This is a genomic window from Gillisia sp. JM1 (assembly GCF_000424645.1).
Classification (GTDB): Bacteria; Bacteroidota; Bacteroidia; order Flavobacteriales; family Flavobacteriaceae; genus Gillisia.
The window spans coordinates 1,279,580-1,303,449 of sequence record NZ_KE384218.1; the positions used below are offsets into that span (position 1 = coordinate 1,279,580).

At 35.2% G+C, this 23,870-nt stretch carries 17 protein-coding genes; 9 read left to right on the forward strand and 8 right to left on the reverse strand.

The features are described 5' to 3' along the window. The first annotated feature begins 177 nt into the window (after positions 1-177). Complete coding sequence (gene dnaK, locus H033_RS0109025) at positions 178-2,091, forward strand: molecular chaperone DnaK (RefSeq protein ID WP_026838025.1); 1,914 nt, start codon at positions 178-180, stop codon at positions 2,089-2,091. A gap of 135 nt (positions 2,092-2,226) precedes the next feature. Here dnaK and H033_RS0109030 read toward each other — a convergent pair whose 3' ends face one another. From H033_RS0109030 to H033_RS0109040, 3 genes are all read right to left on the reverse strand, one after another. Further along, entirely contained in the window at positions 2,227-3,507 is a 1,281-nt protein-coding gene (locus tag H033_RS0109030) for an Nramp family divalent metal transporter (protein ID WP_026838026.1), read from the reverse strand. 37 nt (positions 3,508-3,544) lie between these two features. Beyond that, on the reverse strand, positions 3,545-4,708 hold the full coding sequence (locus tag H033_RS0109035) for an IS4 family transposase (protein WP_026838027.1): 1,164 nt from the start codon (positions 4,706-4,708) through the stop codon (positions 3,545-3,547). A 131-nt stretch (positions 4,709-4,839) separates the two neighbouring features. Next, a complete protein-coding gene (locus H033_RS0109040) occupies positions 4,840-5,478 on the reverse strand; it encodes an alpha/beta hydrolase (protein ID WP_026838028.1) in 639 nt (212 codons plus the stop codon). Between the two features lie 40 nt (positions 5,479-5,518). Here H033_RS0109040 and H033_RS0109045 point away from each other — a divergent pair, with 40 nt between their 5' ends. The 4 genes from H033_RS0109045 (at position 5,519) to H033_RS0109060 (ending at position 9,897) form a co-directional block, all read left to right on the forward strand. Beyond that, entirely contained in the window at positions 5,519-5,947 is a 429-nt protein-coding gene (locus tag H033_RS0109045; RefSeq protein WP_026838029.1) for a PaaI family thioesterase, read from the forward strand. Further along, positions 5,947-7,080 carry a chorismate-binding protein gene (locus H033_RS0109050; protein ID WP_026838030.1) on the forward strand — a complete coding sequence of 378 codons (1,134 nt, stop codon included), beginning with the start codon at positions 5,947-5,949 and terminating at the stop codon, positions 7,078-7,080. The genes H033_RS0109045 and H033_RS0109050 overlap by 1 nt, the downstream gene beginning before the upstream one ends. A gap of 110 nt (positions 7,081-7,190) precedes the next feature. Continuing rightward, positions 7,191-8,924, forward strand: coding sequence for a 2-succinyl-5-enolpyruvyl-6-hydroxy-3-cyclohexene-1-carboxylic-acid synthase (gene menD / locus H033_RS0109055; RefSeq protein WP_026838031.1), 1,734 nt, complete (start codon positions 7,191-7,193; stop codon positions 8,922-8,924). A gap of 133 nt (positions 8,925-9,057) precedes the next feature. Continuing rightward, positions 9,058-9,897 carry a S1 RNA-binding domain-containing protein gene (locus H033_RS0109060; RefSeq protein ID WP_026838032.1) on the forward strand — a complete coding sequence of 280 codons (840 nt, stop codon included), beginning with the start codon at positions 9,058-9,060 and terminating at the stop codon, positions 9,895-9,897. Here H033_RS0109060 and H033_RS0109065 read toward each other — a convergent pair. Next, positions 9,894-10,373, reverse strand: a complete 480-nt coding sequence (locus H033_RS0109065) for a hypothetical protein (RefSeq protein ID WP_026838033.1) — start codon at positions 10,371-10,373, stop codon at positions 9,894-9,896. The two genes, H033_RS0109060 and H033_RS0109065, sit on opposite strands and share 4 nt — an antisense overlap. 245 nt (positions 10,374-10,618) lie before the next feature. Between H033_RS0109065 and H033_RS0109070 the strand changes: the two genes are divergently transcribed. The 4 genes from H033_RS0109070 to H033_RS0109085 all read left to right on the forward strand — a co-directional run bounded on the left by H033_RS0109070 (position 10,619) and on the right by H033_RS0109085 (position 14,213). Beyond that, entirely contained in the window at positions 10,619-11,026 is a 408-nt protein-coding gene (locus H033_RS0109070; protein WP_026838034.1) for a DUF2059 domain-containing protein, read from the forward strand. Positions 11,027-11,360: 334 nt separating this feature from the next. Further along, a complete protein-coding gene (locus H033_RS0109075) occupies positions 11,361-12,200 on the forward strand; it encodes a 1,4-dihydroxy-2-naphthoyl-CoA synthase (protein WP_026838035.1) in 840 nt (279 codons plus the stop codon). Then, positions 12,200-12,715 (forward strand): PH domain-containing protein, encoded by a 516-nt coding sequence (locus H033_RS19875; protein ID WP_051227851.1) that lies wholly within the window; start codon positions 12,200-12,202, stop codon positions 12,713-12,715. Before H033_RS0109075 ends, H033_RS19875 begins: the two co-directional genes overlap by 1 nt. Beyond that, a complete protein-coding gene (locus H033_RS0109085; RefSeq protein WP_026838036.1) occupies positions 12,705-14,213 on the forward strand; it encodes a PH domain-containing protein in 1,509 nt (502 codons plus the stop codon). The genes H033_RS19875 and H033_RS0109085 overlap by 11 nt, the downstream gene beginning before the upstream one ends. A 293-nt stretch (positions 14,214-14,506) precedes the next feature. On the opposite strand, the gene H033_RS0109090 is transcribed toward H033_RS0109085, so the two are convergent. The 4 genes from H033_RS0109090 to uvrA form a co-directional block, all read right to left on the reverse strand. Beyond that, entirely contained in the window at positions 14,507-16,918 is a 2,412-nt protein-coding gene (locus H033_RS0109090; protein WP_026838037.1) for a thiamine pyrophosphate-dependent enzyme, read from the reverse strand. Positions 16,919-17,132: 214 nt separating this feature from the next. Further along, positions 17,133-19,877, reverse strand: coding sequence for a metalloprotease (locus H033_RS0109095; RefSeq protein WP_231367582.1), 2,745 nt, complete (start codon positions 19,875-19,877; stop codon positions 17,133-17,135). 123 nt (positions 19,878-20,000) lie between these two features. Further along, on the reverse strand, positions 20,001-20,690 hold the full coding sequence (locus H033_RS0109100; RefSeq protein ID WP_026838039.1) for a TIGR00730 family Rossman fold protein: 690 nt from the start codon (positions 20,688-20,690) through the stop codon (positions 20,001-20,003). A gap of 19 nt (positions 20,691-20,709) precedes the next feature. Continuing rightward, a complete protein-coding gene (gene uvrA / locus H033_RS0109105; protein ID WP_026838040.1) occupies positions 20,710-23,547 on the reverse strand; it encodes an excinuclease ABC subunit UvrA in 2,838 nt (945 codons plus the stop codon). Positions 23,548-23,870 lie beyond the last annotated feature (323 nt).

Consider the following 23,870-nt stretch of genomic DNA (forward strand, 5'->3'; position numbering starts at 1 on the left):
TTAAAAGATTAAGCGCAAAGCCCGACGGCTTTATTGTGCTACTTAGAGGCGCAATAAAGATGGAATGCCAATAGAAACAATATTTATGACAACCTGTCAGAACTAAACCGCTGGCATAATGATTGACTATTTGTGTTTGTGAAATTGAATATATAAAATTTAAATACGTATACTGTTATGAGTAAAATAATTGGAATTGACTTAGGTACTACTAACTCCTGTGTATCTGTAATGGAAGGTAGCGAGCCTGTGGTAATCCCTAACGCTGAAGGGAAAAGAACAACTCCTTCTGTAATTGCATTTGTAGAAGGTGGTGAGATTAAAGTGGGAGATCCTGCAAAACGTCAGGCTGTTACAAACCCAACTAAAACTATATCTTCTATAAAGAGATTTATGGGGAACAAATATTCTGAATCTTCTAAGGAAGCAGGAAGAGTTCCTTATAAAGTGATCAAAGGAGATAATGATACTGCAAGAGTAGATATTGACGGGAGAATGTATACTCCACAAGAATTATCTGCAATGATTTTGCAAAAAATGAAAAAAACAGCTGAAGACTACCTTGGACATGAGGTAACTGAAGCGGTTATTACTGTACCTGCATATTTTAACGATTCTCAACGTCATGCAACTAAAGAAGCTGGTGAGATCGCAGGACTTAAAGTAAGAAGAATAATCAACGAGCCTACTGCAGCAGCATTGGCTTATGGATTAGATAAAAAATCTATCGACCAAAAGATCGCTGTTTATGATCTTGGTGGTGGTACTTTTGATATCTCTATCCTTGAATTAGGTGATGGTGTATTCGAAGTGTTATCTACAAATGGTGATACTCACTTAGGTGGGGATGATTTTGACCAGGTGATTATAGATTTCCTTGCAGATACTTTTAAGAAAGCTGAAGACATCGATCTTAGAAAAGATCCTATGGCTTTGCAACGTTTAAAAGAAGCTGCAGAAAAAGCGAAGATAGAATTATCTTCTTCTACCCAAACAGAGATAAACTTACCATATGTTACGGCTACTGCAAGTGGACCAAAACACTTGGTAGAAACTTTAACTAGATCTAAATTTGAGCAATTAGCTCATGAGTTGGTAACACGTTCTATGGATCCTGTGAAAAAGGCATTAAGTGATGCGGGTCTTTCTATAAGTGATATAGACGAAGTTATTTTAGTAGGTGGTTCTACTCGTATTCCTAAGATTCAGGAAGAAGTAGAAGCTTTCTTTAAAAAGAAACCTTCTAAAGGGGTGAACCCAGATGAGGTTGTTGCAATTGGAGCAGCTATTCAAGGTGGAGTATTAACAGGAGATGTAAAAGATGTATTGTTACTAGATGTAACGCCTCTTTCTCTCGGTATTGAAACTATGGGTGGTGTATTGACTAAGTTAATTGAGTCTAACACAACTATTCCAACTAAGAAATCTCAGGTATTCTCTACAGCATCAGATAATCAACCATCGGTTGAGATCCATGTTTTGCAAGGAGAACGTCCTATGGCAACAGATAATAAAACCATTGGTAGATTCCATTTAGATGGTATTCCACCGGCACAAAGAGGAACTCCACAAATTGAAGTGACTTTTGATATTGATGCGAATGGTATTATTAAAGTAAGTGCTACAGATAAAGCTACTAACAAATCTCAGGATATTAGAATTGAAGCTTCTTCTGGATTAACTGAAGAAGAGATCCAAAAGATGAAGCAAGATGCTGAAGCAAATGCTGAATCTGATAAGAAAACGAAAGAGAAAGTAGACAAGTTGAATGAGGCTGATGGAATGATCTTCCAAACTGAAAAGCAATTGAAGGAATTTGGTGATAAAATATCTGAGGATAAGAAGAAACCAGTTGAAGATGCTTTAGAAGAATTGAAGAAAGCTTACGAAACTAAGGAAATTGAAACAATTTCTCCTGCTTTAGACAAATTGAATGAAGCATGGAAAACAGCTTCAGAAGAAATGTATAAAGCGCAAGCAGATGCTCAAGGTGCACCAGATGCAAATGGAGCTCCAGAAGGAGATGCTGGTGAAGCAGATGATGCTAAAAAAGATGATGTTGAAGATGTAGACTTCGAAGAAGTTAAATAAGCAGATCGTAAGCTTTGCCTTGCAAAGCGCTACGAGTTGCTTATCCCGATGAAAATCGGGATCTTTTCAAAGGATACTCATTTTTGAGTAAATAAATTAAAAACGTAATCATTAATTTGATTGCGTTTTTTTTATTTACATGAATATTATATAATAGAGATAAACCAAAGTGAAGATCACTAAAATTGCGAAGCAGAATAAACTAAATATTCTGTAGGCCTGTGATGGTTGATCTTCTTTTTTTAGATGACTTCCTGTAACTAATTTATAATTGAACCAAGCCAAAAATGGAGCCGATAGAAAGGAGAGTCCAGTGGCGAAATCTATTAGAAATATAAAGGAACCAGAAAGAAAGAATAGAATACACAAAGAGAGAATGGGGATCACAAAAATCCCAATTTTATAATCCTTCCATTTTTTCTTTTCTACTTGAAGCTCCTTCTTTTCTATATTTAATAATTCTGAGATGACACGTGGGAATGCATCTGTAACTGTTAAAGTAGTACTTAATAAGGCAACAAATGCTGCGATTGAAATTATTGGTGTGCTCCATGATCCTAAAGTTTTTCCGTAGAGGTCTACTAATTGAGAAGAGAATTCTACACTGTTAGAAGAAAACGAAGTACCACTGCCAAACATAACCAAAGCACCTAATGTTAGAAATAGCAATCCAATAAAGGATGCAGAAAGGTATCCAATATTAAAATCGGTAAAAGCTTCTTTTATGCTTGGTCTATGCTTGGTTTGTTTAGCTTTTTCCCGAGTCCAGATAGAATGCCAGACCGAAGCATCTAGTGGAATTGGCATCCAACCCATAAATGCAATAATAAAACCGACACTAGCAGTTGTCCATAAAGAGGGAATGGGAGTTTGCAGTGTCTTGGTCATAGTGCCAGCACCTAAAGCCATAATAACAGCGGCTAAGGTTGCTATGGTAAGAAAGCTAACTATGATCTTCATGCTTTTATCCAGTCCGGGATATTTTCCAATGAGAAGAAGTGAGATACAGAAAATTAAAATGACCAGGCTCCAAACAAAGGGTGACCATCCAAAGTTAAATAATCTCTCTGCTAATCCAGCTGTTACAATAGTTACCGCAGCTTGAATAATAAACATAGTACCCACGGTAAACACGATAAATGCCCAGTATGGAAATATCCCCAATTTTTTATAACCGGTGATCAGGTGGTTTCCAGTGGCAGCAGCATATCTTGGCCCGAATTCCATAAAAGGATATTTGGTGACACAGGCCAGTGTTAATGCCCAAATAAGAATAAATCCATAATCGGCACCAGCACGTGTAGATTGCACTAAGTGAGAAACTCCAATGGCAGCTCCGGCTAATAAAAATCCTGGACCAAGGCTTTTTAATAAGGAGCTTTTATATTTTTTAGAAACTGCATTCTTTCTTTTCATCCAATAAAATTATAAGGGATAAATCATAACTGTCCAGTTAAAATAGACTGAGGGTCAGTTGGTTACAATCAAGCTCTTTGACATTATTGAAATCTATATTTATAAATAGCTCATTTATAGGGGTTTTGTCTAATAATGAGATGCCCAAGACCTGTAATATTTCGTAGGTAGAGCGCTTCAATTTCAGTTTTTCAGCTACAATTGAAACCAAACAATAAGCACTTATCGCACTATAAATCTGAATCCTTACGGCATTTTCAGATGTTCCCCAGAATGACTTTATTTTCAGGTGTTGTTTAATCCATTTAAAAAACAGCTCGACCTGCCATCTGTTTTTGTACAGTAAGGCAACATTGTCTGCAGAAATATTCATGTTGTTGGTCAAGAAGACAAAGGTTCTGTTCGACTCAATATCATAATATTTCACCCTACGAAGTTTTACCGGGTAATCCTTGGAGGTATAAAAACCGCTTATTTTTCCAATTTGATCACATCGAACCCCAGTAAGCTTATCAACTTTGTTAGAGTACATCCGCTTGAATTTTGTATTAGACTTTGCACGAATCACAAAGTAAGCGGAGCAACGTTCTATTTTGTACAACCTGGTAAAATCAAGGTAGGCACGATCAAATATATAGTGAGCACCTGCTTCATAAACCAACTGATCCATTGCCTTTACATCATGGACATTAGCGGAGGTAATATGCAGAAAGGCTGGTATTTGTGTATTAATATCATATAAGGTGTGAAGTTTGATCCCGCCTTTTGCCTTTCGGAATTTCGCCCACCAAAAGACATTTAAACAAAGATCTATGGTGGAAGAATCGAAGGCATAAATGTTTCCTTTGATTTTAAAATCTTCAGAAGAATGTAATTCCCTTGCAATGGAAATCAAATGATAGGCAAACTCTTCAAAAATTTTGGAGTTGCGAACTTCATTGGCTTTTGCAAGGTTACTTCTGGTAACACTTTTGCCCAATCCAAGGTGATAGGATTTTCCACTATGTGCCTCCAGGGCAACGATTAGGTCCCGAAGGCTTTCGCGATTGGTAAGCTGACCGAATAACATACAAAGCAGTTGGTTCCAGCAAGTGAAATGTTTCACATACTTGTTCCCATTATGATTTTTCACAAACCCATCGAAAACCCGCTGGGGTAAATATCCGGTCAATTGAGAGAAAACGTATTTTCCTTGATTCATGTTAGCCAACTTTTAGAGGCTAAACCTAATCAATTCAAATCGTCACTCAACTTTGGGGCTTGTAACCTATAGATTATCAGTAATATCAAAGAACATTTGAATTTTTTTAATGGACACTAATGGGGATAAATCTAAACTAAAGATTCTAGTATAGACGGTTTCATTTCATGAATTCCTTCAAAAGGGATAATAGTGAGATTTTCTGGAAAAATTTCTTTAAACCGAAGAGACTCGTTGTGTAAACGTTCTTTGTCCATATAAGGATCTCTGGTTCCATAGATCATAGAGATCTTCGCTTCTTTTAGATGTAAAAAGTCTTTAGGTTCTAATTCTTTTGGAAGTCCGCCAGAACATAAGATCAATTGGCTAGGACTAATTCCTTTTCTGGCTACCCATCTTGTGGCTACAGAAACCCCTTGAGAATAACCCAGAACAATAAGATTTGTTACAGATTCTAGATCTTCTGCCTGAAACACTTCATCTAAATAATTCATCGCATTTCCCACTTCTTGTTGTGTATTATCTTTAGTAAACCAAGAGGCTCCTACATGTGTGTACTTGCCATTCAGATAGTACTTGGAAGCTGCTTGTGGAGCGATTATATAATTTTCTTCAGGATCTAATCCTTTAAAATATTTCAAAAAGTATTTGGACAGATATCCTATTCCATGAAAAACCACCCACACATTCTTTGTGTATTGAGTCTTTTCATTTAAGGTGCAATAGGAATTGGTGATTTTATAAGAAACCTGTTTTTGGGTTGGATTCATCCTTTTTGGTTTTGTATTTTTACAAAGTAAAACATTCTATATGGATAATATACAGAAAGAGGAAATCCTCGAAAATTGTCGTCAAATGTTCAAGAATACCTTAATGGAAACTTTGGATATTGAGGTTATCGATATTACAGAAGATTATGTGCTGGGTAAAATGCCTGTAACTTCAAAAGTGCATCAACCAGATGGTGTTTTACATGGGGGAGCTTCTGTAGCTTTGGCAGAAACAATTGGGAGCATGGCTTCATTCTTATTGTGTAATACTGCAGATTTTGTGATAAGAGGAATAGAGATCTCTGCAAACCATTTAAAAAGTATTCGGGAAGGATTTGTGTATGCAAAAGCTTCAGCCATACATAAAGGTAAAACTACACAGCTCTGGGAAATAAGGATCACAGATGAAGAGGATAATCTCATCTCTTTGGTAAAGCTTACCACCCTTTCATTACCTAAAAATAGTTAATGAACGTTTCAGATTTTTTCCAATTACTAGAACAAACTCTAGAAGAAGGAAAAGCGATGGTGAGTTATAGACTTCCGGGAAAAGAGTCTGTACAGCTTTTATCGCAAACTAGAAGTGGATCCTTTAGAATTAAGGATTTTGCTGAAAGCGGATTCGTATTTGCGCCTTTTAAAAACAATGAAAATCCACTTTTCATTCCTGAAAATGACTGCGAAAAAACAGTGTTAGCATTTTTTGAAAATGATAATTACCAATTATATACTATAGCGGAACCTTCTGAAAATATAGATCAAGAGGCTAAGTCTGCTCATATCAATTTAGTAGAGCAGGGGATTGAAGCAATTCAAAAAACTGAGCTAAAAAAAGTGGTACTTTCCAGAAAAGAACTTCAAAAAGCAAGTATTTCTGCTTCTGAAATCTTTCAGAATCTCCTCTCATTATATCCAAATGCCTTCGTTTATATATGGAGTCATCCGGAAACCGGAGTTTGGATTGGGGCAACTCCAGAAACCTTATTAAAAACTGAACGCACAAAGTTTAGCACTATGGCACTTGCGGGAACGAGAAAACTTCAGAATTTTCCTGAAGATGATTGGACCCAGAAAGAAATAGTAGAACAGCAAATCGTAACCGATTCTATAGTTTTTAAATTAAAAGAATTAGGACATACTGATGAGACATTAAAAGTTTCAGAAACCTACACCAGTGAGGCCGGGAGTTTACTTCATTTAAGAACAGATATTTCGGGTACTGTCAAAAATAATACTACTGAAATAGGAGCGATTATAAAAGCCTTGCATCCAACTCCTGCAATTTGCGGATTACCAACAAAGGCTGCTTATAAATTTATAAATGATCATGAAAACTATGATCGGGAGTTTTATACAGGTTATTTAGGCTTATTAAATATGACTACTGAGATCAAGCGAAGCAGTAGAACCCGAAATCAGGAAAATCAGGCGTATTCCAGTATTAGAAAAGACTCTTCCATATTTGTAAATTTGCGTTGCTTGAAATTCAAAGATGGAGAAGTCGAGATATATGTTGGTGGTGGAATTACAAAAGATTCAGATCCTACTTCAGAATGGGAAGAAACCGTAAATAAGACTCGTACTATTAAAGCGGCGTTATAAACAGGTAATTTGAAAGAATAGTAGTTAAAAATTGTAATTTTGGATTCAATAGATTGTCAAGATATTTCTTTTAAAGTCTGAAATGCTTGACTCATTTTTAAACAGAACTTGTGAAATACTCCAAAATACCGGTTGCACAGTCGATAGTTGCATTGTGTGTTGCAAAGAACATAAAACATGTTGTGATCTCTCCGGGCTCACGAAATGCTCCCTTGACTATTGGTTTTACCAATCATCCGGAAATTAAAGCTTACAGTATTGTAGATGAACGTTGTGCTGCATTTTTTGCTTTGGGCATCGCTCAACAAATAAAACAACCTGTAGCGGTAGTATGTACCTCAGGATCTGCCTTACTAAATTATTATCCCGCAATTGCAGAAGCTTATTATAGTGATATTCCTTTGGTAGTGATCTCTGCAGACAGGCCTATAGAACGCATCGACATTGGGGATGGACAAACCATTAGACAAAAGAATGTTTTTGAAAATCATATTTTATATTCAGCAAACTTATATTCTGAGTTGGTATTAGAAAATATGGCTTCAGACAAAAAGTTGCTTCAGAAGCAATTTGAAAGTCGTAGGCATAATGAACGAGAAATCAACCTAGCATTGAACAGTGCTCTAGAGAATAATGGACCAGTACACATAAATGTACCATTTTATGAGCCGTTATATTCCGTAGAAGAAAATAAGATCACAGATCCAGTTCAAATTCTGCCAGACCTTAGTCAGCGAGAATATTCTAAAGTGGAGCTGCAGCCCTATCTAGATCTTTGGAATACCGCGAAGCGAAAAATGATCATTGTAGGAGTGATGGCACCAGATAGTGTAGAACAACAATACCTGGATCTTTTAGCTGAAGATCCTACAGTGATTATCTTTACAGAAACTACTTCTAATGTAGATCATGCTGAATTCTTTACCAGAATAGACACCTTGATTGGACCCATAGAAAAGTCTGCAGATGCTAATGAGCAATTTGAAGCATTACAGCCAGATATTCTATTGACCTTTGGAGGAATGATCGTTTCTAAAAAGATAAAATCATTCTTAAGAAATTTTCAGCCAAAACAGCACTGGCATGTAGATCCAAAAAAAGCATATAACACCTTCTTCTGTTTAAATAAACATTTTGAAACTTCAGTGAATTCATTCTTTCAGAAGTTCTTGCCAGAAACGATTTCAGTAAAAAGTGATTATGCAGTGCATTGGAAAAAGATAAATGAACAACGGAAACAGCGTCATGATATCTACGTGAATAAGATCCCTTATTCGGATTTTAAGGCCATGCAATCTATAGTTCCGGCGATTCCTAAGCATTATAATGTGCAGCTAGGAAATAGTTCTACCGTGCGCTATGCACAACTTTTTAATTGGGATGCCTCGCAATTTGTATTTTGTAATCGCGGCACCAGCGGGATAGATGGAAGCGTTTCTACCGCTGTGGGTGCAGCTTTAGTGAAGAAAGAACCTACATTACTTATTTGTGGAGATCTAAGTTTTATATATGATAGCAATGGTCTTTGGAATAATTATATTCCTGTAAATTTCAGAATTATTGTAATTAATAATTCTGGCGGAGGGATCTTTAGAATTCTCCCAGGGAATAAGAATACCGAAAATTTTGATACTTATTTTGAAACAATACACGGTCTTAATGCGAAAGCCCTTTGTGAAATGTATAGTTTTGAATATGCCCGTGCTCAGGATTCAGATCAAGTGAATGCTGAATTGAAAGAATTCTTTAATCCTTCAGAAAAACCAAAATTATTGGAAATTATGACTCCGAGATCCTTGAATGATGGGGTGTTGTTGGAGTATTTCGATTTTATTAAATCTTAATATACTAAGAATTGGATTTCTAAATTCATCAATTTAAGAGTTGAAATAAGTTAGATTTAGAGGCTTTTATAAAGCAATAGGATTTTGAGTTTCCCATAAAATATAAAGTATCTTTGCATTTTAAATTTCAGTTATGCTTAATATAGGACAATACCATACATTAATAATAGATCGTGATACCGAACCGGGATTATTTTTAACCGGGTCTGGAGATGATGAGGTATTATTACCAAATAAATACAAACCGGAATCTTTTAATATTGGAGACGAAATAGACGTTTTTGTTTATTTAGACCATTCTGAACGACCGGTGGCAACTACACTACATCCTTATGTAAAATTGGATGAGTTTGCTTATTTGAAATGTGTAGAGGTGTCTGATATTGGGGCATTTTTAGACTGGGGATTAGAAAAACATCTTTTTGTTCCTTACCGTGAAATGGCATCTAAGATGCGTAAAGACAGTTGGTATCTAGTTTTCTGTTATTTAGATGAAGATACAGATAGGCTTGTCGCGTCTAGCAAGACCAATGCTTTCATGGACAATTCAGAGATCACAGTAGAACCTTATGAAGAAGTAGACATCATAGTAGTAAATCCTACTGATCTTGGCGTAAATGTGATTGTAAATGAATTACACCAAGGACTAATATATAAGGATGATATATTTCAGGATCTAAATCCTGGAGATCGTTTAAAAGCATGGATAAAGAAAACCAGACCAGACGGTAAATTGGATGTGACGCTACAACGTCCAGGATATAGAAGTATCGAGCCAAATGCACAAAGTATCTTGAATGAGATCTCTTTGAAAGGCGGGCATTTAAAACTTACAGATAAATCTGATCCTACCGAAATTCAACGTGTTTTGCAAATGAGTAAGAAGAGCTTTAAGAAGGCTATCGGAACACTTTATAAGCAGCGAATGATCGAAATTAAAGATGACGGAATCTATCTAAAGGAAGACTCTTAATAATATCTTCTGTAAAAAGGAGAGTATCTACTATAATAAATAGGTCTTGTAGTTTCTGAAGCATCTTTATAAACCGTATTTCGTGTTCCAGTTCGTGGCAAAGAAGGATTGAAATTCTGGTTGAAGTATCTGGCATCAGTTTCTCTTGGATTCGCAGAGAAGCTAACTGATGCCTTTTTTTGAGAGAGCTGCACAGGAGGAGCAAGTTCTACATAACTGTTAGATCTCATTTGTTCTTCTTCCCGCATTATTTCAGAAATATTTACCTGAATGGGTTGGTCTTTAACATCAAAATTCACGGTTCGTATCTTAAATTTTCCGACATATGGATTTTCTGGAGCAAGTATAGATAAGGAAGGTATTATCTCTGTGCGTTGTATTATAAAATCATCAGGCGAATTTAATACAGGGATCTCCTGTGCAACGCCATAAGTTGAAGAAATCAATAATAATACAAGCAGCCCTAAGAATTTCATTATTTTCATTTAATCCCTCATAGAGGGTTTGATTACTGTGGCTTGCTTGATTTTTTTTAAGTATTTCCAATAGACCTCGCAAGCTTTCCACGAAGTTATTGATTTTAAAGGTATCAAGAATTGTGCAATAGCTAAATTTTGAAATGATTTCTTTAGACATTTATTTGAAACCGCTTAAAAACTTGGATTTTTAGTTTTATAATACCCAAATAATTCTATTTTTGGATTTCAAAAAAAACTTAATTATGAAAAACACTTTTTACGCAGTCGTATTTTTATTAGTAGGATTCTCAGGCTTTGCACAAGAATCAGATTCAACATACAAACCTAAAGCCGTACAATTGATTGAAATTAATTCTGGAGCAACTTTCGATGTAATGCTTAAACCTTTAGTAGGTATGGTTGCTGAAGAAAACCGTGATGCTTTTAAAGCAGAAGTTAAAGAAAGTATGAAAGGCCTATTTGATAAGCTTGCTGTAGTTTATATGGAAAGTTTTACTGAAGCAGAATTAGACGAAATTCTTGCATTTTATGCAACTCCTGTTGGACAAAAAATGACTGCAGAATTACCTGTAATTACTGAAAAGTCTATGCAAATTGGTCAACAATGGGGTATGCAATTACAACCGATTATTGCTAAATATTCTAAGTAAATTTTTAGAAGAACATTAAAAGAGACAGCCTAAAAAGTTGAAATCGTCATCCTGAATTTATTTCAGGATCTTTACAATCCAGTAATTCGGATTATTTGGAAGCTGAAACAAGTTCAGCTTGACGTGGACAGTACTTTCTAGGCTGTAATTTTTTGCCGTATTTTAAATAATCGGTATACCTGTCCGGAGATGCACATTAGTTTGAATTATTTCTTTTATTTAATAAAAGATCCTGAATCGAGTTCAGGATGACAAATAATTTTAAACTAATTCTTCTTTGTCTAATATTATGTACAGTTTTGTAAAAACTCTATTTTTATAAAAAATTAGAAAGATGAGCAAGATAGAATGGAAGCCTGCTAAAACATACGAGGACATAACTTACAAAAAAGCGAATGGTGTAGCCAGAATCGCTTTTAATAGGCCAGATATACGCAATGCGTTCAGGCCAAAAACAACAAGTGAATTATATGATGCATTTTATGATGCACAAGAAGATACTTCTATTGGAGTGGTTTTACTTTCTGCAGAAGGACCTTCCTCTAAAGATGGAGTGTATTCTTTTTGTAGTGGAGGAGATCAAAAAGCAAGAGGGCATCAAGGTTATGTGGGAGAAGATGGAATGCATCGACTTAACATTCTTGAAGTTCAACGTTTAATTCGATTTATGCCAAAAGTGGTGATCGCAGTAGTACCAGGTTGGGCAGTAGGAGGAGGGCATAGCTTACACGTAGTGTGCGATATGACGCTTGCCAGTAAAGAACATGCAATTTTTAAACAAACAGATGCAGATGTAACTAGTTTCGATGGTGGTTATGGGTCAGCTTACCTAGCAAAAATGGTAGGCCAAAAACGCGCCAGAGAGATCTTCTTCTTAGGAAGGGATTATTCTGCTCAACAAGCTTTTGAAATGGGAATGGTAAATGCCGTAGTTCCGCATGCAGATCTTGAAAATACTGCTTACGAATGGGCTCAGGAAATCTTAGCGAAATCTCCAACTTCTATTAAAATGTTGAAATTTGCAATGAACCTTACCGATGATGGTATGGTTGGGCAGCAAGTCTTTGCTGGAGAAGCCACCAGACTTGCATATATGACAGAGGAAGCAAAGGAAGGAAGAGACGCATTCCTGGAAAAGCGCAAGCCTAACTTTGTCAAGAAATGGCTTCCGTAATGGAAAATTTCACCAATAAATCAATTGATATTGCTTCACTACCTCAATTTGAAGAAGTTTCTTTTGAACCGATTTCAAAGGCTTATCTCATAAAAGCCAGTCTTCAAAATCTGGTTTTTTTCTGCCTGGCGGTGATTGGTTGGGTGGTTTTATTTTATTTCGAAATTATTCAGTTTCAATTAAACATACTCCTTATAGGGATCGTTTTATATTTTGGTTTCAAATTTTGGAACATTTTTCAGCTACAGAAGAATTATGGATTTGCACTTAGGGAAAAGGATATTTTGTACAGGAGGGGCTATTTGGTAAATAAAACTACGGTTGTTCCCTTTAATAGAATTCAGCACGCCTCAATTTCCCGGGATGTTCTGGATAAGATGCTTAAGATCTCAAGCCTTAAAATTTTTACTGCTGGCGGTAGCGGCAGTGATATTATAATTCCCGGATTGGCCCCAGATCTAGCGCTCCGGTTAAAAGAGGCTTTGGCCGCAAAGCTCACTGCAAATGAATTCTAATTTGTTTGGAGTTCCGCAAAGGCAATCTGAAATTGGGATCCTTCTAATTTTTCTCACCAGAATTTTTAATTTATTAAAAGGGTTTTGGGCAATTATCGTATATTTTTTATTCACCGGACCAAGTGTGGAAACCCTAGTTTACATCGTGACAGGTTCGGGAGTGATTTCAGTTCTGGTTCTAATATACAGCTATGTGTATTATCGCAGATTCCTTTTTCATATAGATTATGAAAATCAGGAATTTGTGCTTCAGGAAGGAGTCTTCAATACAGAAGATATTGCGATCCCTTTTGATAGAATTCAGCAGGTATATATTAAACGTTCCATTCTACAACGCATTCTTAATGTTAACAGTTTTGTAATTGAAACAGCGGGAAGCAAAAAAGAAGAAATCAGTATTAAGGCTATTTCTCATGAAAAGGCAAACCAGCTTCTGGCTATCCTAATTAAGGTAAAGGACAAATATTCCGAAGAAATAACCAATACAGAAACTACCGGAGAAACACCTAACAAGCAATTCTGGACTCACGAATTGAGTTTTTTAACTTTACTAAAAATAGGAATAAGCACTAATTATTTGCGGGGATTGATATTGATTGTCGCATTTTTCTCTACTATCTACAATGAAGTAAGAACAGTATCTGAGGAACATTCTGAAACTATTCAGGAATATTTAAACGAATTGCCCGGTCCTATGGAATCGGTTTCCATTTTCTTGTTCATTGCTGTCATTGTACTGTTCCTGAGTGTTTTAATAACTGTCGCTGAAGTTTTTATAAAATATTTCAACTTAAAATTAACTCAAACTAAGGAGAGTCTTGAATTGGAAATGGGCTTGAAGACCAATACAAAAATTTCTCTACAGCCAAGGCGCGTGCAATTATTGCAGGTGATCACAAATCCTGTCCAAAAATGGCTGAATTTATATGAAGTTCGTATTTCACTTGCAAACAGTGAAGATGAACTTCAGAAAAGTAAAATTAAAATTCCTGGTCTGGATCAAGCTACAGTTGCGAAGGTGAATTCGTTCCTGTATACAGACCAGCTCAGCGGTTTTGAGGAAACCTTTTCGCCGGATAGGATCTTGCTGATGAGACACTTAATTATTGCGCTGATTCCTGCCCTGGTAAGTTATTTTGTAGTGTTTTTTGTGGATGCTTTATCTTTTTCATCCTGGCTTTTGCTGGTCGGCTTATATACCGTAATTGCTGTAATCTGGCAGATTTTAATGTTCAGATCCTTAAGCTTGATTATTTCTGAAGATTTTATTTATAAAAAACATGGCGTTTGGAATAAAACAGAAAAGCGTTTTGAGATCTACAAAACTCAATCTGTAAGCATATTTCAGCCCTTATGGTATAAAAAAAGGAACTTGGTTAATATTATTTTTCATACTGCTGGTGGAGATGTTTCATTTAGAGCTGTAAGTAAGAATATCCTCCCATTTATAAATTATATGTTTTATAAAATTGAATCAAATTCACGAAGCTGGATGTAGGCTTGGGGTAATTTCGTGATACAATTGATTTTTTAAGTAGTCATCAAATTCAATTTGGAAATTTAAACTATACTTATATTTATTAGACAGCTTGAGGAATTATGTTTCTAATTATTTATATCCGTCTTCTTACCAAGCTTGTTTTCAAATAAATGTCATATCGAGCGCAGTCGAGATGTTAATTTTAGACCCTTCGACTCCGCTTAGGGGTACAAAAACTGGAAAACTCTTAAAAATGAAAAATCCCCTGTCTAAATTTTAGAACGGGGATTTTATAAGAATGATTTTAATGTCTATCTCAGTTTTGGAAACTTAGAAGGATTCGCTTCGTTCATGATCTCATAAACTTTTTCATAAATATCTTCAGTAGAAGGTTTAGAGAAATAATCACCATCAGTTCCGTAAGCAGGTCTATGTTCTTTAGCAGCCAATGTTTGAGGTTTACTATCCAAATGTATATATGCATTCTGATTCTCAAGAATTTCCTGCATAATGTATGCAGAAGCTCCACCAGGAACATCTTCATCTATAACTAAAAGCCTGTTGGTTTTAGCCACACTTTTTACGATATCTTTATTTAAATCAAATGGTAAAAGCGATTGGACATCAATTACTTCAGCATTTATTCCAACCAATTCTAATTCTTTCGCGGCTTCTTCCACCAATCTTAAGGTAGAGCCATAAGAAACCAAGGTGATATCTTTTCCTTCTTTGATTGTTTCTACAACGCCTAACGGAGTTCTAAACTCGCCAAAATTGTTTGGTAGTTTCTCTTTAAGTCTGTATCCGTTTAAGCATTCTACTACCAATGCAGGTTCATCTGCTTCTAATAAAGTGTTGTAAAATCCAGCAGCTTTGGTCATGTTTCTAGGTACCAAAATATGAATACCTCTTAGTAAATGTACTAATGCTCCCATAGGGGATCCACTATGCCAGATTCCTTCTAATCTATGACCTCTGGTTCTAACAATTAGCGGTGCTTTTTGTTTTCCCTTGGTTCTGTATTGTAATGTTGCCAGGTCATCACTCATTATTTGCAAGGCATAGAGAATATAATCTAAATATTGAATTTCAGCAATTGGGCGTAAGCCTCTCATAGCCATTCCTAAACCTTGGCCTAAGATGGTTGCTTCTCGAATTCCAACATCTGCAACCCTTAGCTCTCCATATTTTTCCTGAAGTCCTTCCAGACCCTGATTAACATCTCCAATGGCTCCACTATCTTCTCCAAAGATCAGTGTCTCAGGTTTATTAGCGAAGATCTTATCGAAGTTATCTCTTAAAATAATTCTGGCATCTACATCTTTAGCATCCTCATCATAGGTTGCTTCAACTTCCTGAATAGAAAGTGCATTATTTGCAGAGTCACTATATAGATGACTGCTATATTCTGGTTGAGAAGTAGAAGTATAAGTTTCAATCCATTCTATTAGATCAGATTTCGCTGTATTTTCTAGCCCAATCATATATCGTAAACTCTTTCTAGCAACTACCAGAAGATCTTTTTTGAGAGGATCTTTTATTTCGGAAAGTTCTTTTATCAAAGATTCGATAGCATCCTTATTTTCACTGTGAGAAGCTGCATTTTCTAGAAAAGGCAGCAGATCTGAAAATTTATCTTTCACGGGTTGGCTATAAGCAGTCCAAGCCGCTTTTTTACCATCTCTTACCTGTTTTTTGATGTCCTTATCTATGCTATCTAATTCTTCTTCAGTAGAAAAATTATTCTCTAGAATCCATTCTTTGAACTTTACATTACAATCGAACTCTCTTTCCCAAGCCAATCTATCTTCATCTTTATAACGCTCGTGAGAACCGGATGTAGAGTGACCTTGTGGTTGTGTAAGTTCGTTTACATGAATAAGAACAGGGGAGTGGGTAGTTCTTGCTATTTTTGAAGCTCTATCATAAGCTTCTACAAGCGCTACGTAATTCCAACCATTCACTACAATAATTTCGTATCCTTTTTTCTCTTCATCTCTTTGGAAACCTTTAAGGATCTCTGAGATGTTCTCTTTAGTAGTTTGATGTTTGGCGTGAACAGATATTCCATATTCATCATCCCAAACACTCATTACCATTGGCACTTGCAAAACTCCGGCTGCATTTATAGTTTCCCAAAAATGACCTTCACTGGTACTTGCATTTCCTATGGTTCCCCAAGCTATTTCATTTCCGTTATCCGAAAATTTTTCGGCATCTATTCCTTCAACATTTCTATATATTTTAGAAGCTTGAGCCAATCCAAGAAGTCTTGGCATTTGTCCCGCAGTAGGAGAGATATCTGCACTGGAATTCTTTTGTTGCATTAAGTTTTTCCAGCTTCCATCTACTTCCAAACTGTGTGTTGCAAAATGTCCTCCCATTTGTCTACCTGCAGACATTGGCTCGTCCTCAATATTGGTATTTCCATACAATCCTGCAAAGAACTGCTCTATATTAAGTTCGCCAATAGCCATCATAAAGGTTTGATCTCTATAATAACCAGAGCGGAAATCCCCATTTTTGAAAACTTTAGCCATTGCAAGTTGCGGAATCTCCTTTCCATCCCCAAAGATCCCGAATTTTGCTTTTCCTGTTAAAACTTCCCTTCTTCCCAATAGACTACATTCTCTACTAGTAACGGCAATTTTATAATCTTCTAAAACCTGAGTTTTAAAATCTTCGAAGGATATAGATTCTTTGGATTGTGTTTCGCTTTGCATGAAATAAAGTTTGAATTGTTACAAATATAGCTAAAACTAGGGGTAAAAACAATTCAATGAAATTGGCATAATTAATATAAAAATGCAGAAAATATTGAATTAGTTAAACTATTGATAATTATTAAGTTGTAATTAAAGATTAATTATGAATCTAATAATCTGTGTTCTATTTGTTCTTTAAAATATAATTGAAATTATTTTTTCAATTATTGCCTTAGTACCATTCTCTTGTAAATAATCTAATAAGGGTATTTATATCTAAAGTTACAATAAACCTTATTTTTTGGTCATAATCTTTTTGTCCTATTTCCCAGCCAAGATTAGAATAAACGGGTAAGAAAACCTCAAAATAATCGGCTACAAAACTCATTCGAATTCCCGAGTCGTAAACAAATTTCGGTTTAAAACCTTCATTTTTCACAAGACCAACATCACCGTAAGCATAGATCCATTTCCAAAGATTTGTACTAGCGTTGGCAGTAGTGATCCATTGGTTTGCAAATTCTGGTTCTAACTGAGATTTAAAACCTCCTTCTGCAACAATTATTTGCTGACTGAATAATCCGCTATCTTGACTTCTTCCGTAGTAGTTATAATCAAATAAATAATCTGAGGGTCTATCTAATGCGAAACTAAAGTAGTCATTATCTGTTTCGTCATTAAATAAAAAGGTTCCTGCAAAAAACCTAAGATTCAATTGCTGATTGTTTTTAAATAACTTTCTGTATTCCAGAGTTAAAGAAACCTTGCTGAAATTTTTGGCTATCTGATAATCTACACCTCCTCTAAAATAGTCTATTAGGTTGGTGTCGCTAAAATTATAATTCAAATTAACCACATTATATTTAGGTTGCTCTACTGGATCAAGGGGATTTATATCTTGTTTTACATTAACATTTCTAAAAGTTAATGATTGCCGCTGATTATCTCTTAGGTATGAATTTCTAAAATAAAGCCCCACAAAAGGAGTAAATTTTTGGTAGAACAAGTTGTAGCCATAAGAAAAACGATTTCCTCCAAACCCAAATTTCATAGCAAATAGGTTTTCATCATCCAGATAATTCGTGTAATTCGCCGAGACAGATCCAACAATTGTCTGGCTGTTAAAACCATATTTTGGAGAAATTTTCCACTCAAAATTTTTATCCAAAAAGGTTTTGTTATACAGTTTAGGACCAATAGAAATCCCATCATATAGGTTATAATTAAATTCTGGCATAAAGAAGAATTGGTTATATCTAGGATCTTCAATGTCCTGAAACAATCTAAATTGTACCGGTTTATTAAGTAGGGTAGTTACCCTTCTATAATTATTTCTTTGATTAACTTCTGGGACAACTCCTTCGTAATTTAATGCAAGTCTATCTATACTATCTCTTGGAATGGTTACTTGCTTACTTTCTTGGATATTTCCCACCCAAGTTTTATAAACAATTTTCCCATCATTTAGGCCATAAAGAGAAATAGGCATATTATTATCTCTCTTATTTTTAATGGTGACCCTTAAAGAATCTGGAGTTTTCTTTAGCTTGCTTATCGTAAAGTCTATCTTTTCATTAGTCCGAACATAATCTTGCTTAAACCAAGAAATATCTTTTTCTGTGTTCTTTTGAAGAATATTAAGGAAATCCTCCTCGCTAGATGGTTTTAGAACATAATTTTTATAGTATTCTGAAATCGATTTTTTTACGGTATTAGAGTGAAGATATTCATCCAGGTATTTTAATCCGGCTCCAGCCTTGTATGCATTACCAATATTCTTGTTGAATTTTACCAGAGAATCTTGAGCTGTAGATAATGACTGATCTATATTCTTCCTAGCCATATGTAAATACATAAATGGATATTGATCATTGAATTCAAGATCTGAAGCGTGAAACCATTCAATAATAAGAAAATCACTTAAACTCCCTAGCAGTTTCGTGTTAGGATAATATTCGTCTACATAATCCATCATTAGCGAGACCACCAATGCATCATAAACCCATTGTTCATTTCTAGGGTTCACAAGGATGGTATTCTTTACGAATTGATTGGTTATAGTTTTTAACTGCTTAATGTCATATTGAAAACCATCAGGAAAAGGTCTTAAAAAACTTGGAAGTTGGTTGAGACCATAAACAGGGTTATTTAAATATTCATCCCTTGTAACCATTAGAGAACTTTGAGGATATTCTCCTAGTCTATTTTCCAAGAACTTCATAATTCTGGAGAGAAGCGTGGCTTTAATCTCCTTACTTAAACCTTCATCATCTAAATTTGAAACAATTTCTGTTTTATTGGCTTGTATAGATTCAAACCTGTAAGATTTGGTTAAGTAAAGTTGAGAAGAAACACTATTTGTTCCGGATAAATAGGTGGTCTTATAGAGGGCTTCTGTTACTAATCTGTCTGTTTTCAATGGAGATGCTACATATAAATATGGCCGGGTAGACAGCTTAATTGAAATGTTTACAGGAGGAGTATATTGATTTCCCAGGTTTTTATCGCTGTATATTTGCCATCCCTTTTTGTAAACTGCAGGAGTTACATACCAATAATTTAATTTGAAGTTACCTTCATCATCATACCCATATCTGGTGAATTTATCTGAAGGTACTTTTACCGAGTATAAAAGATTTATAATTTGTTGTTCTCCAGGTAATAAAGGCTTGTCTAAATATATTCTTATAATATCTGCTGCATCAACAGGCCTTTCCCAATTATAAGGCATTTGGTTTGCATCAGACGCGCTATACATTCTAGTGTTACCGCGTTCTTCCGTCTTAGCAAAATGAAACCTTCTTATATAATCTTCAGCAAAACGTTTTGCTAAAGGAGTAGACTTATCCTTATAACTATTGGCCCAATCATTTAAATAAATTGAAGTTAAAGTGTCTGGACTAGAGTTCTCATATTCAATTTTATGTTGAATATTAAAAGTACGGGTAGAATCATTCAACACCGCAATAATATCCATATTGGTTTGCCCAAAACTAAATTGAGTTATGCACAAACCAATAATAAAAAAGGAAATTAATTTAATTTTCAAGGGTCAACATAAATTAAAAAATTAATACAAGAATTTCTAAGTTCCCTAAACCTAAAAGTTAGGGCTCAGGTTATATTCATCATAGAAATCATCAAGGATTGCTATTACTTCATCTTCAGTATCTACAACTTGAACTAAATCTATATCACCATCACTAATATTCTGAAATCCAGACAATAAAGTAGACTTTATCCAATCAATTAATCCTCCCCAGTATTCTGTTCCAACTAGTATAATTGGGAATTTATCTATCTTATTGGTTTGTATTAAAGTGATCGCTTCAAAAAGCTCATCTAAAGTTCCGAAACCCCCAGGCATAACTACAAAACCTTGAGAATATTTTACGAACATCACTTTTCTAACAAAGAAATAATCGAAATCTAAACTTTTATCATGATCTATATAAGGATTGTCATGTTGTTCAAAAGGCAATTCAATATTCAAACCTACAGAAGTTCCTCCGGCAAGATGTGCTCCTTTATTACCAGCTTCCATAATTCCAGGACCACCCCCGGTAATTACACCATAGCCATGATCTACAATTTTTTGAGCGATCCTTTCTGTTAATTTATAATATTTCTGATCTGGTTTTGTACGTGCAGATCCAAAAATAGAGACGCAAGGTCCAATTTGACTGAGTTTTTCATATCCTTTTACGAATTCACCCATTATTTTAAAAATAGCCCAAGAATCGTTTGTTTTAATTCCGTTCCATGCTTTATTACCTTGCTTAGCTCTCATTTCTGTATCGTTCAAAATCTTATTTAATTTTCAATTCCTTTTTTAAATAGTGTGCAGTATAACTTGTCTTATGTTTTGCAACTACTTCTGGAGTTCCTGTAACAATTACTTCACCTCCATTTTTTCCACCTTCGTAGCCTATATCAATAATATGGTCAGCTAATTTAATAACATCCAGATTGTGTTCAATGATAAGAACCGTATTTCCTTTGTTTGCTAATTTATTAAGAACGTCCATTAGTACTCGAACGTCTTCAAAATGTAACCCTGTGGTAGGTTCGTCTAATATATAAAAAGTATTCCCGGTATCTCGCTTAGAAAGTTCTGTCGATAGTTTAATTCGTTGAGCTTCCCCACCAGAGAGCGTAGTACTTTGTTGGCCAAGTGTAATATAACCTAAACCAACGTCTCTCATCGTTTTTAATTTTCTGTATATCTTCGGGATTAACTCAAAGAAATCTGTAGCCTCTTCAATGGTCATTTCCAATACATCTGAAATAGATTTCCCTTTGTAACGAATTTCCAAGGTTTCTCTATTGAATCTTTTTCCTTGGCAGGTTTCACATTCTACATAAACATCTGGTAGAAAATTCATCTCTATTACTCGAAGGCCTCCACCTCTGCAAGTTTCACATCTTCCCCCTTTTACATTAAAACTGAATCTTCCAGGTTTGTAGCCTCTTATTAGTGCTTCCGGGGTTTTAGCAAATAGATTTCTCACTTCAGAAAATAATCCGGTATAGGTTGCAGGGTTAGATCGAGGTGTTCTTCCAATAGGAGATTGGTTAATATCTATTACTTTATCTATATGGTCTAGACCTTTAATGCTTTTATAAGGCATAGGAACCTTAACGCCATTAAAGTAAAAGGCATTCATGATAGGGTACAAGGTTTCGTTGATCAAAGTAGATTTTCCACTTCCTGAAACCCCTGTAACTGCAATCATTTTACCTAAAGGTATCTTTACAGTGACATCCTTTAAGTTATTACCTGTAGCCCCGCTAAGTGTAATATTTTTCCCATTTCCTTTTCTTCGCTTTTTTGGAACTTCGATCTCCATAGTACCATTAAGATAGGCAGCGGTAATGGTGTTGCTCTCTTTTATTTGTGCAGGAGTCCCTTGGCTTATAATTTCTCCCCCATGTTTTCCGGCTTTAGGACCAATATCTATTACATGATCTGCTCGCTCTATCATATCCTTATCATGCTCTACAACAATTACAGAGTTTCCAATATCTCTAAGCGCTTCTAAGGAATTAATCAGCTTATCATTGTCACGTTGGTGTAGGCCAATACTAGGTTCATCTAGAATATAAAGTACTCCAACCAACTGAGATCCAATTTGTGTGGCCAGCCTAATTCTTTGAGCTTCTCCTCCAGAAAGGGATTTGGAACTTCTATTCAGCGATAAATAGGTAAGCCCAACATCTATCAAGAATTGTAGACGAGTCCGGATCTCTTTTATAACTTCGGAAGCTATTTGTAATTGTTTTTCTGAAAGGCTTGATTCTAAATTCGCAAACCAGCTGGCAAGATCAGTAATATCTTTATTAGCTAATTCTGCAATATTCTTATTATTGATCTTAAAATATAGCGATTCTTGACGCAATCTACTGCCGTGACATACTGGACAGTCTATTTTATCCATATATTCTTTTGCCCAACGTCTTAGAGAGGTAGATTCGTTATTAATATAAGTGTTCTCTATAAATGTTGCAACTCCTTCAAAATCGATTTTAAAATCGCGGGTGATACCTAAAGTATTAGATTGCTTAGAAAATTTTTCTTTACCTCCAAAAAGGATCATTTCCAACGCAGCTTCTGGTATTTTCTCTATAGGATCACTTAATTTAAATTCAAATCGTTCAGCAATAAGTTCCAGTTGAGAGAAAATCCAGTTCTTTTTTTGCGGACCATGTGGCGCCAAAGCTCCATTTTTAATGGAAAGGTTTTTCTTCGGAATAACCTTGTCTACATTAATTTTATGCAGAGTTCCAATTCCGTTGCAATTAGGACATGCTCCTTTTGGGGAGTTGAATGAGAAATTATTTGGTTCTGGATTAGGATAGGAGATTCCAGAAGTAGGACACATTAGATTTCTACTAAAATATCTAATTTCATTAGAATCTTGCTCTAAGACCATTAGTACGTCATCACCATGATACATGGCCGTTTTTATACTTTCTTCTAGGCGCTTATCAGATTCTGCATTTTCGTCTATTTGAAGCCTATCAATAACAATTTCCACTTCGTGGATCTTGTATCTATCGAGTTTCATTCCCTTAATAAGATCCCGAACTTCTCCATCGGTTCTTACTTTTACAAAGCCTTGTTTTGCTATTTGCTCAAATAATTCTCTATAATGTCCTTTTCTGGATCGTACAACTGGGGCTAGAATATTTATTTTTTTACCGATGAAATTTTTAATGATAAGCTCTTTGATTTGCTCATCATTATAACTCACCATTTTTTCTCCGGTATTGTAACTAAACGCATCCCCGGTTCTGGCAAATAGCAGCCTTAGGAAATCATATATTTCGGTAATAGTACCAACAGTACTTCGAGGATTTTTACTGGTTGTTTTTTGCTCTATAGCGATAACGGGAGATAAGCCCTCAATTTTATCTACATCTGGGCGCTCCATTCCGCCTAGGAATTGCCTTGCGTAAGATGAAAAAGTTTCAATATAACGGCGCTGTCCTTCAGCATAAATGGTATCAAATGCTAAGGATGATTTTCCAGATCCGGAGAGACCGGTTATAACTACTAATTTTTCGCGGGGAATCGTAACATCTATATTCTTTAAATTATGAACGCGAGCCCCTAATACTTCAATGTTTTCTTCAGCTTTAGCCATATTTTTTGTCAAGTTGGCAAAGGTACTTAAACTGTTGCAAACTAAAAAGTAAGCATCAATTTAGGGATGTTAATTTAAAGGTAAAACTGAGAGATAAATTCCTGGATTAGACTCAAATTAGCCTTCTTTTGAGAAATAATCAAAATTAACATTAGCTTAAGTTATATATATGAATCACATAATTTTTTGCCAATAAAACGGATTTCAACTTTAAAAGTTGCTTTTTGACGATAGTTTAAATCAATGAATGTAAGCGTAATAGTACCTATTTATTTTATTTTATATTGGGGTATTCCCTTATATTTAATATTAGATTCCCCCCA

Bases quoted from the DNA above. Each gene is read 5' to 3' on its own strand.
- H033_RS0109090 (WP_026838037.1), bottom strand. From the start codon at position 16,918: ATGCAAAGCGAAACACAATCCAAAGAATCTATATCCTTCGAAGATTTT.
- H033_RS0109030 (WP_026838026.1), bottom strand. From the start codon at position 3,507: ATGAAAAGAAAGAATGCAGTTTCTAAAAAATATAAAAGCTCCTTATTA.
- H033_RS0109045 (WP_026838029.1), top strand. From the start codon at position 5,519: ATGGATAATATACAGAAAGAGGAAATCCTCGAAAATTGTCGTCAAATG.
- H033_RS0109060 (WP_026838032.1), top strand. From the start codon at position 9,058: ATGCTTAATATAGGACAATACCATACATTAATAATAGATCGTGATACC.
- H033_RS0109065 (WP_026838033.1), bottom strand. From the start codon at position 10,373: ATGAAATTCTTAGGGCTGCTTGTATTATTATTGATTTCTTCAACTTAT.
- H033_RS0109085 (WP_026838036.1), top strand. From the start codon at position 12,705: ATGAATTCTAATTTGTTTGGAGTTCCGCAAAGGCAATCTGAAATTGGG.
- H033_RS19875 (WP_051227851.1), top strand. From the start codon at position 12,200: ATGGAAAATTTCACCAATAAATCAATTGATATTGCTTCACTACCTCAA.
- uvrA (WP_026838040.1), bottom strand. From the start codon at position 23,547: ATGGCTAAAGCTGAAGAAAACATTGAAGTATTAGGGGCTCGCGTTCAT.
- H033_RS0109075 (WP_026838035.1), top strand. From the start codon at position 11,361: ATGAGCAAGATAGAATGGAAGCCTGCTAAAACATACGAGGACATAACT.
- H033_RS0109050 (WP_026838030.1), top strand. From the start codon at position 5,947: ATGAACGTTTCAGATTTTTTCCAATTACTAGAACAAACTCTAGAAGAA.
- H033_RS0109100 (WP_026838039.1), bottom strand. From the start codon at position 20,690: ATGAGAGCTAAGCAAGGTAATAAAGCATGGAACGGAATTAAAACAAAC.
- H033_RS0109035 (WP_026838027.1), bottom strand. From the start codon at position 4,708: ATGAATCAAGGAAAATACGTTTTCTCTCAATTGACCGGATATTTACCC.
- H033_RS0109095 (WP_231367582.1), bottom strand. From the start codon at position 19,877: ATGGATATTATTGCGGTGTTGAATGATTCTACCCGTACTTTTAATATT.
- H033_RS0109070 (WP_026838034.1), top strand. From the start codon at position 10,619: ATGAAAAACACTTTTTACGCAGTCGTATTTTTATTAGTAGGATTCTCA.
- dnaK (WP_026838025.1), top strand. From the start codon at position 178: ATGAGTAAAATAATTGGAATTGACTTAGGTACTACTAACTCCTGTGTA.
- H033_RS0109040 (WP_026838028.1), bottom strand. From the start codon at position 5,478: ATGAATCCAACCCAAAAACAGGTTTCTTATAAAATCACCAATTCCTAT.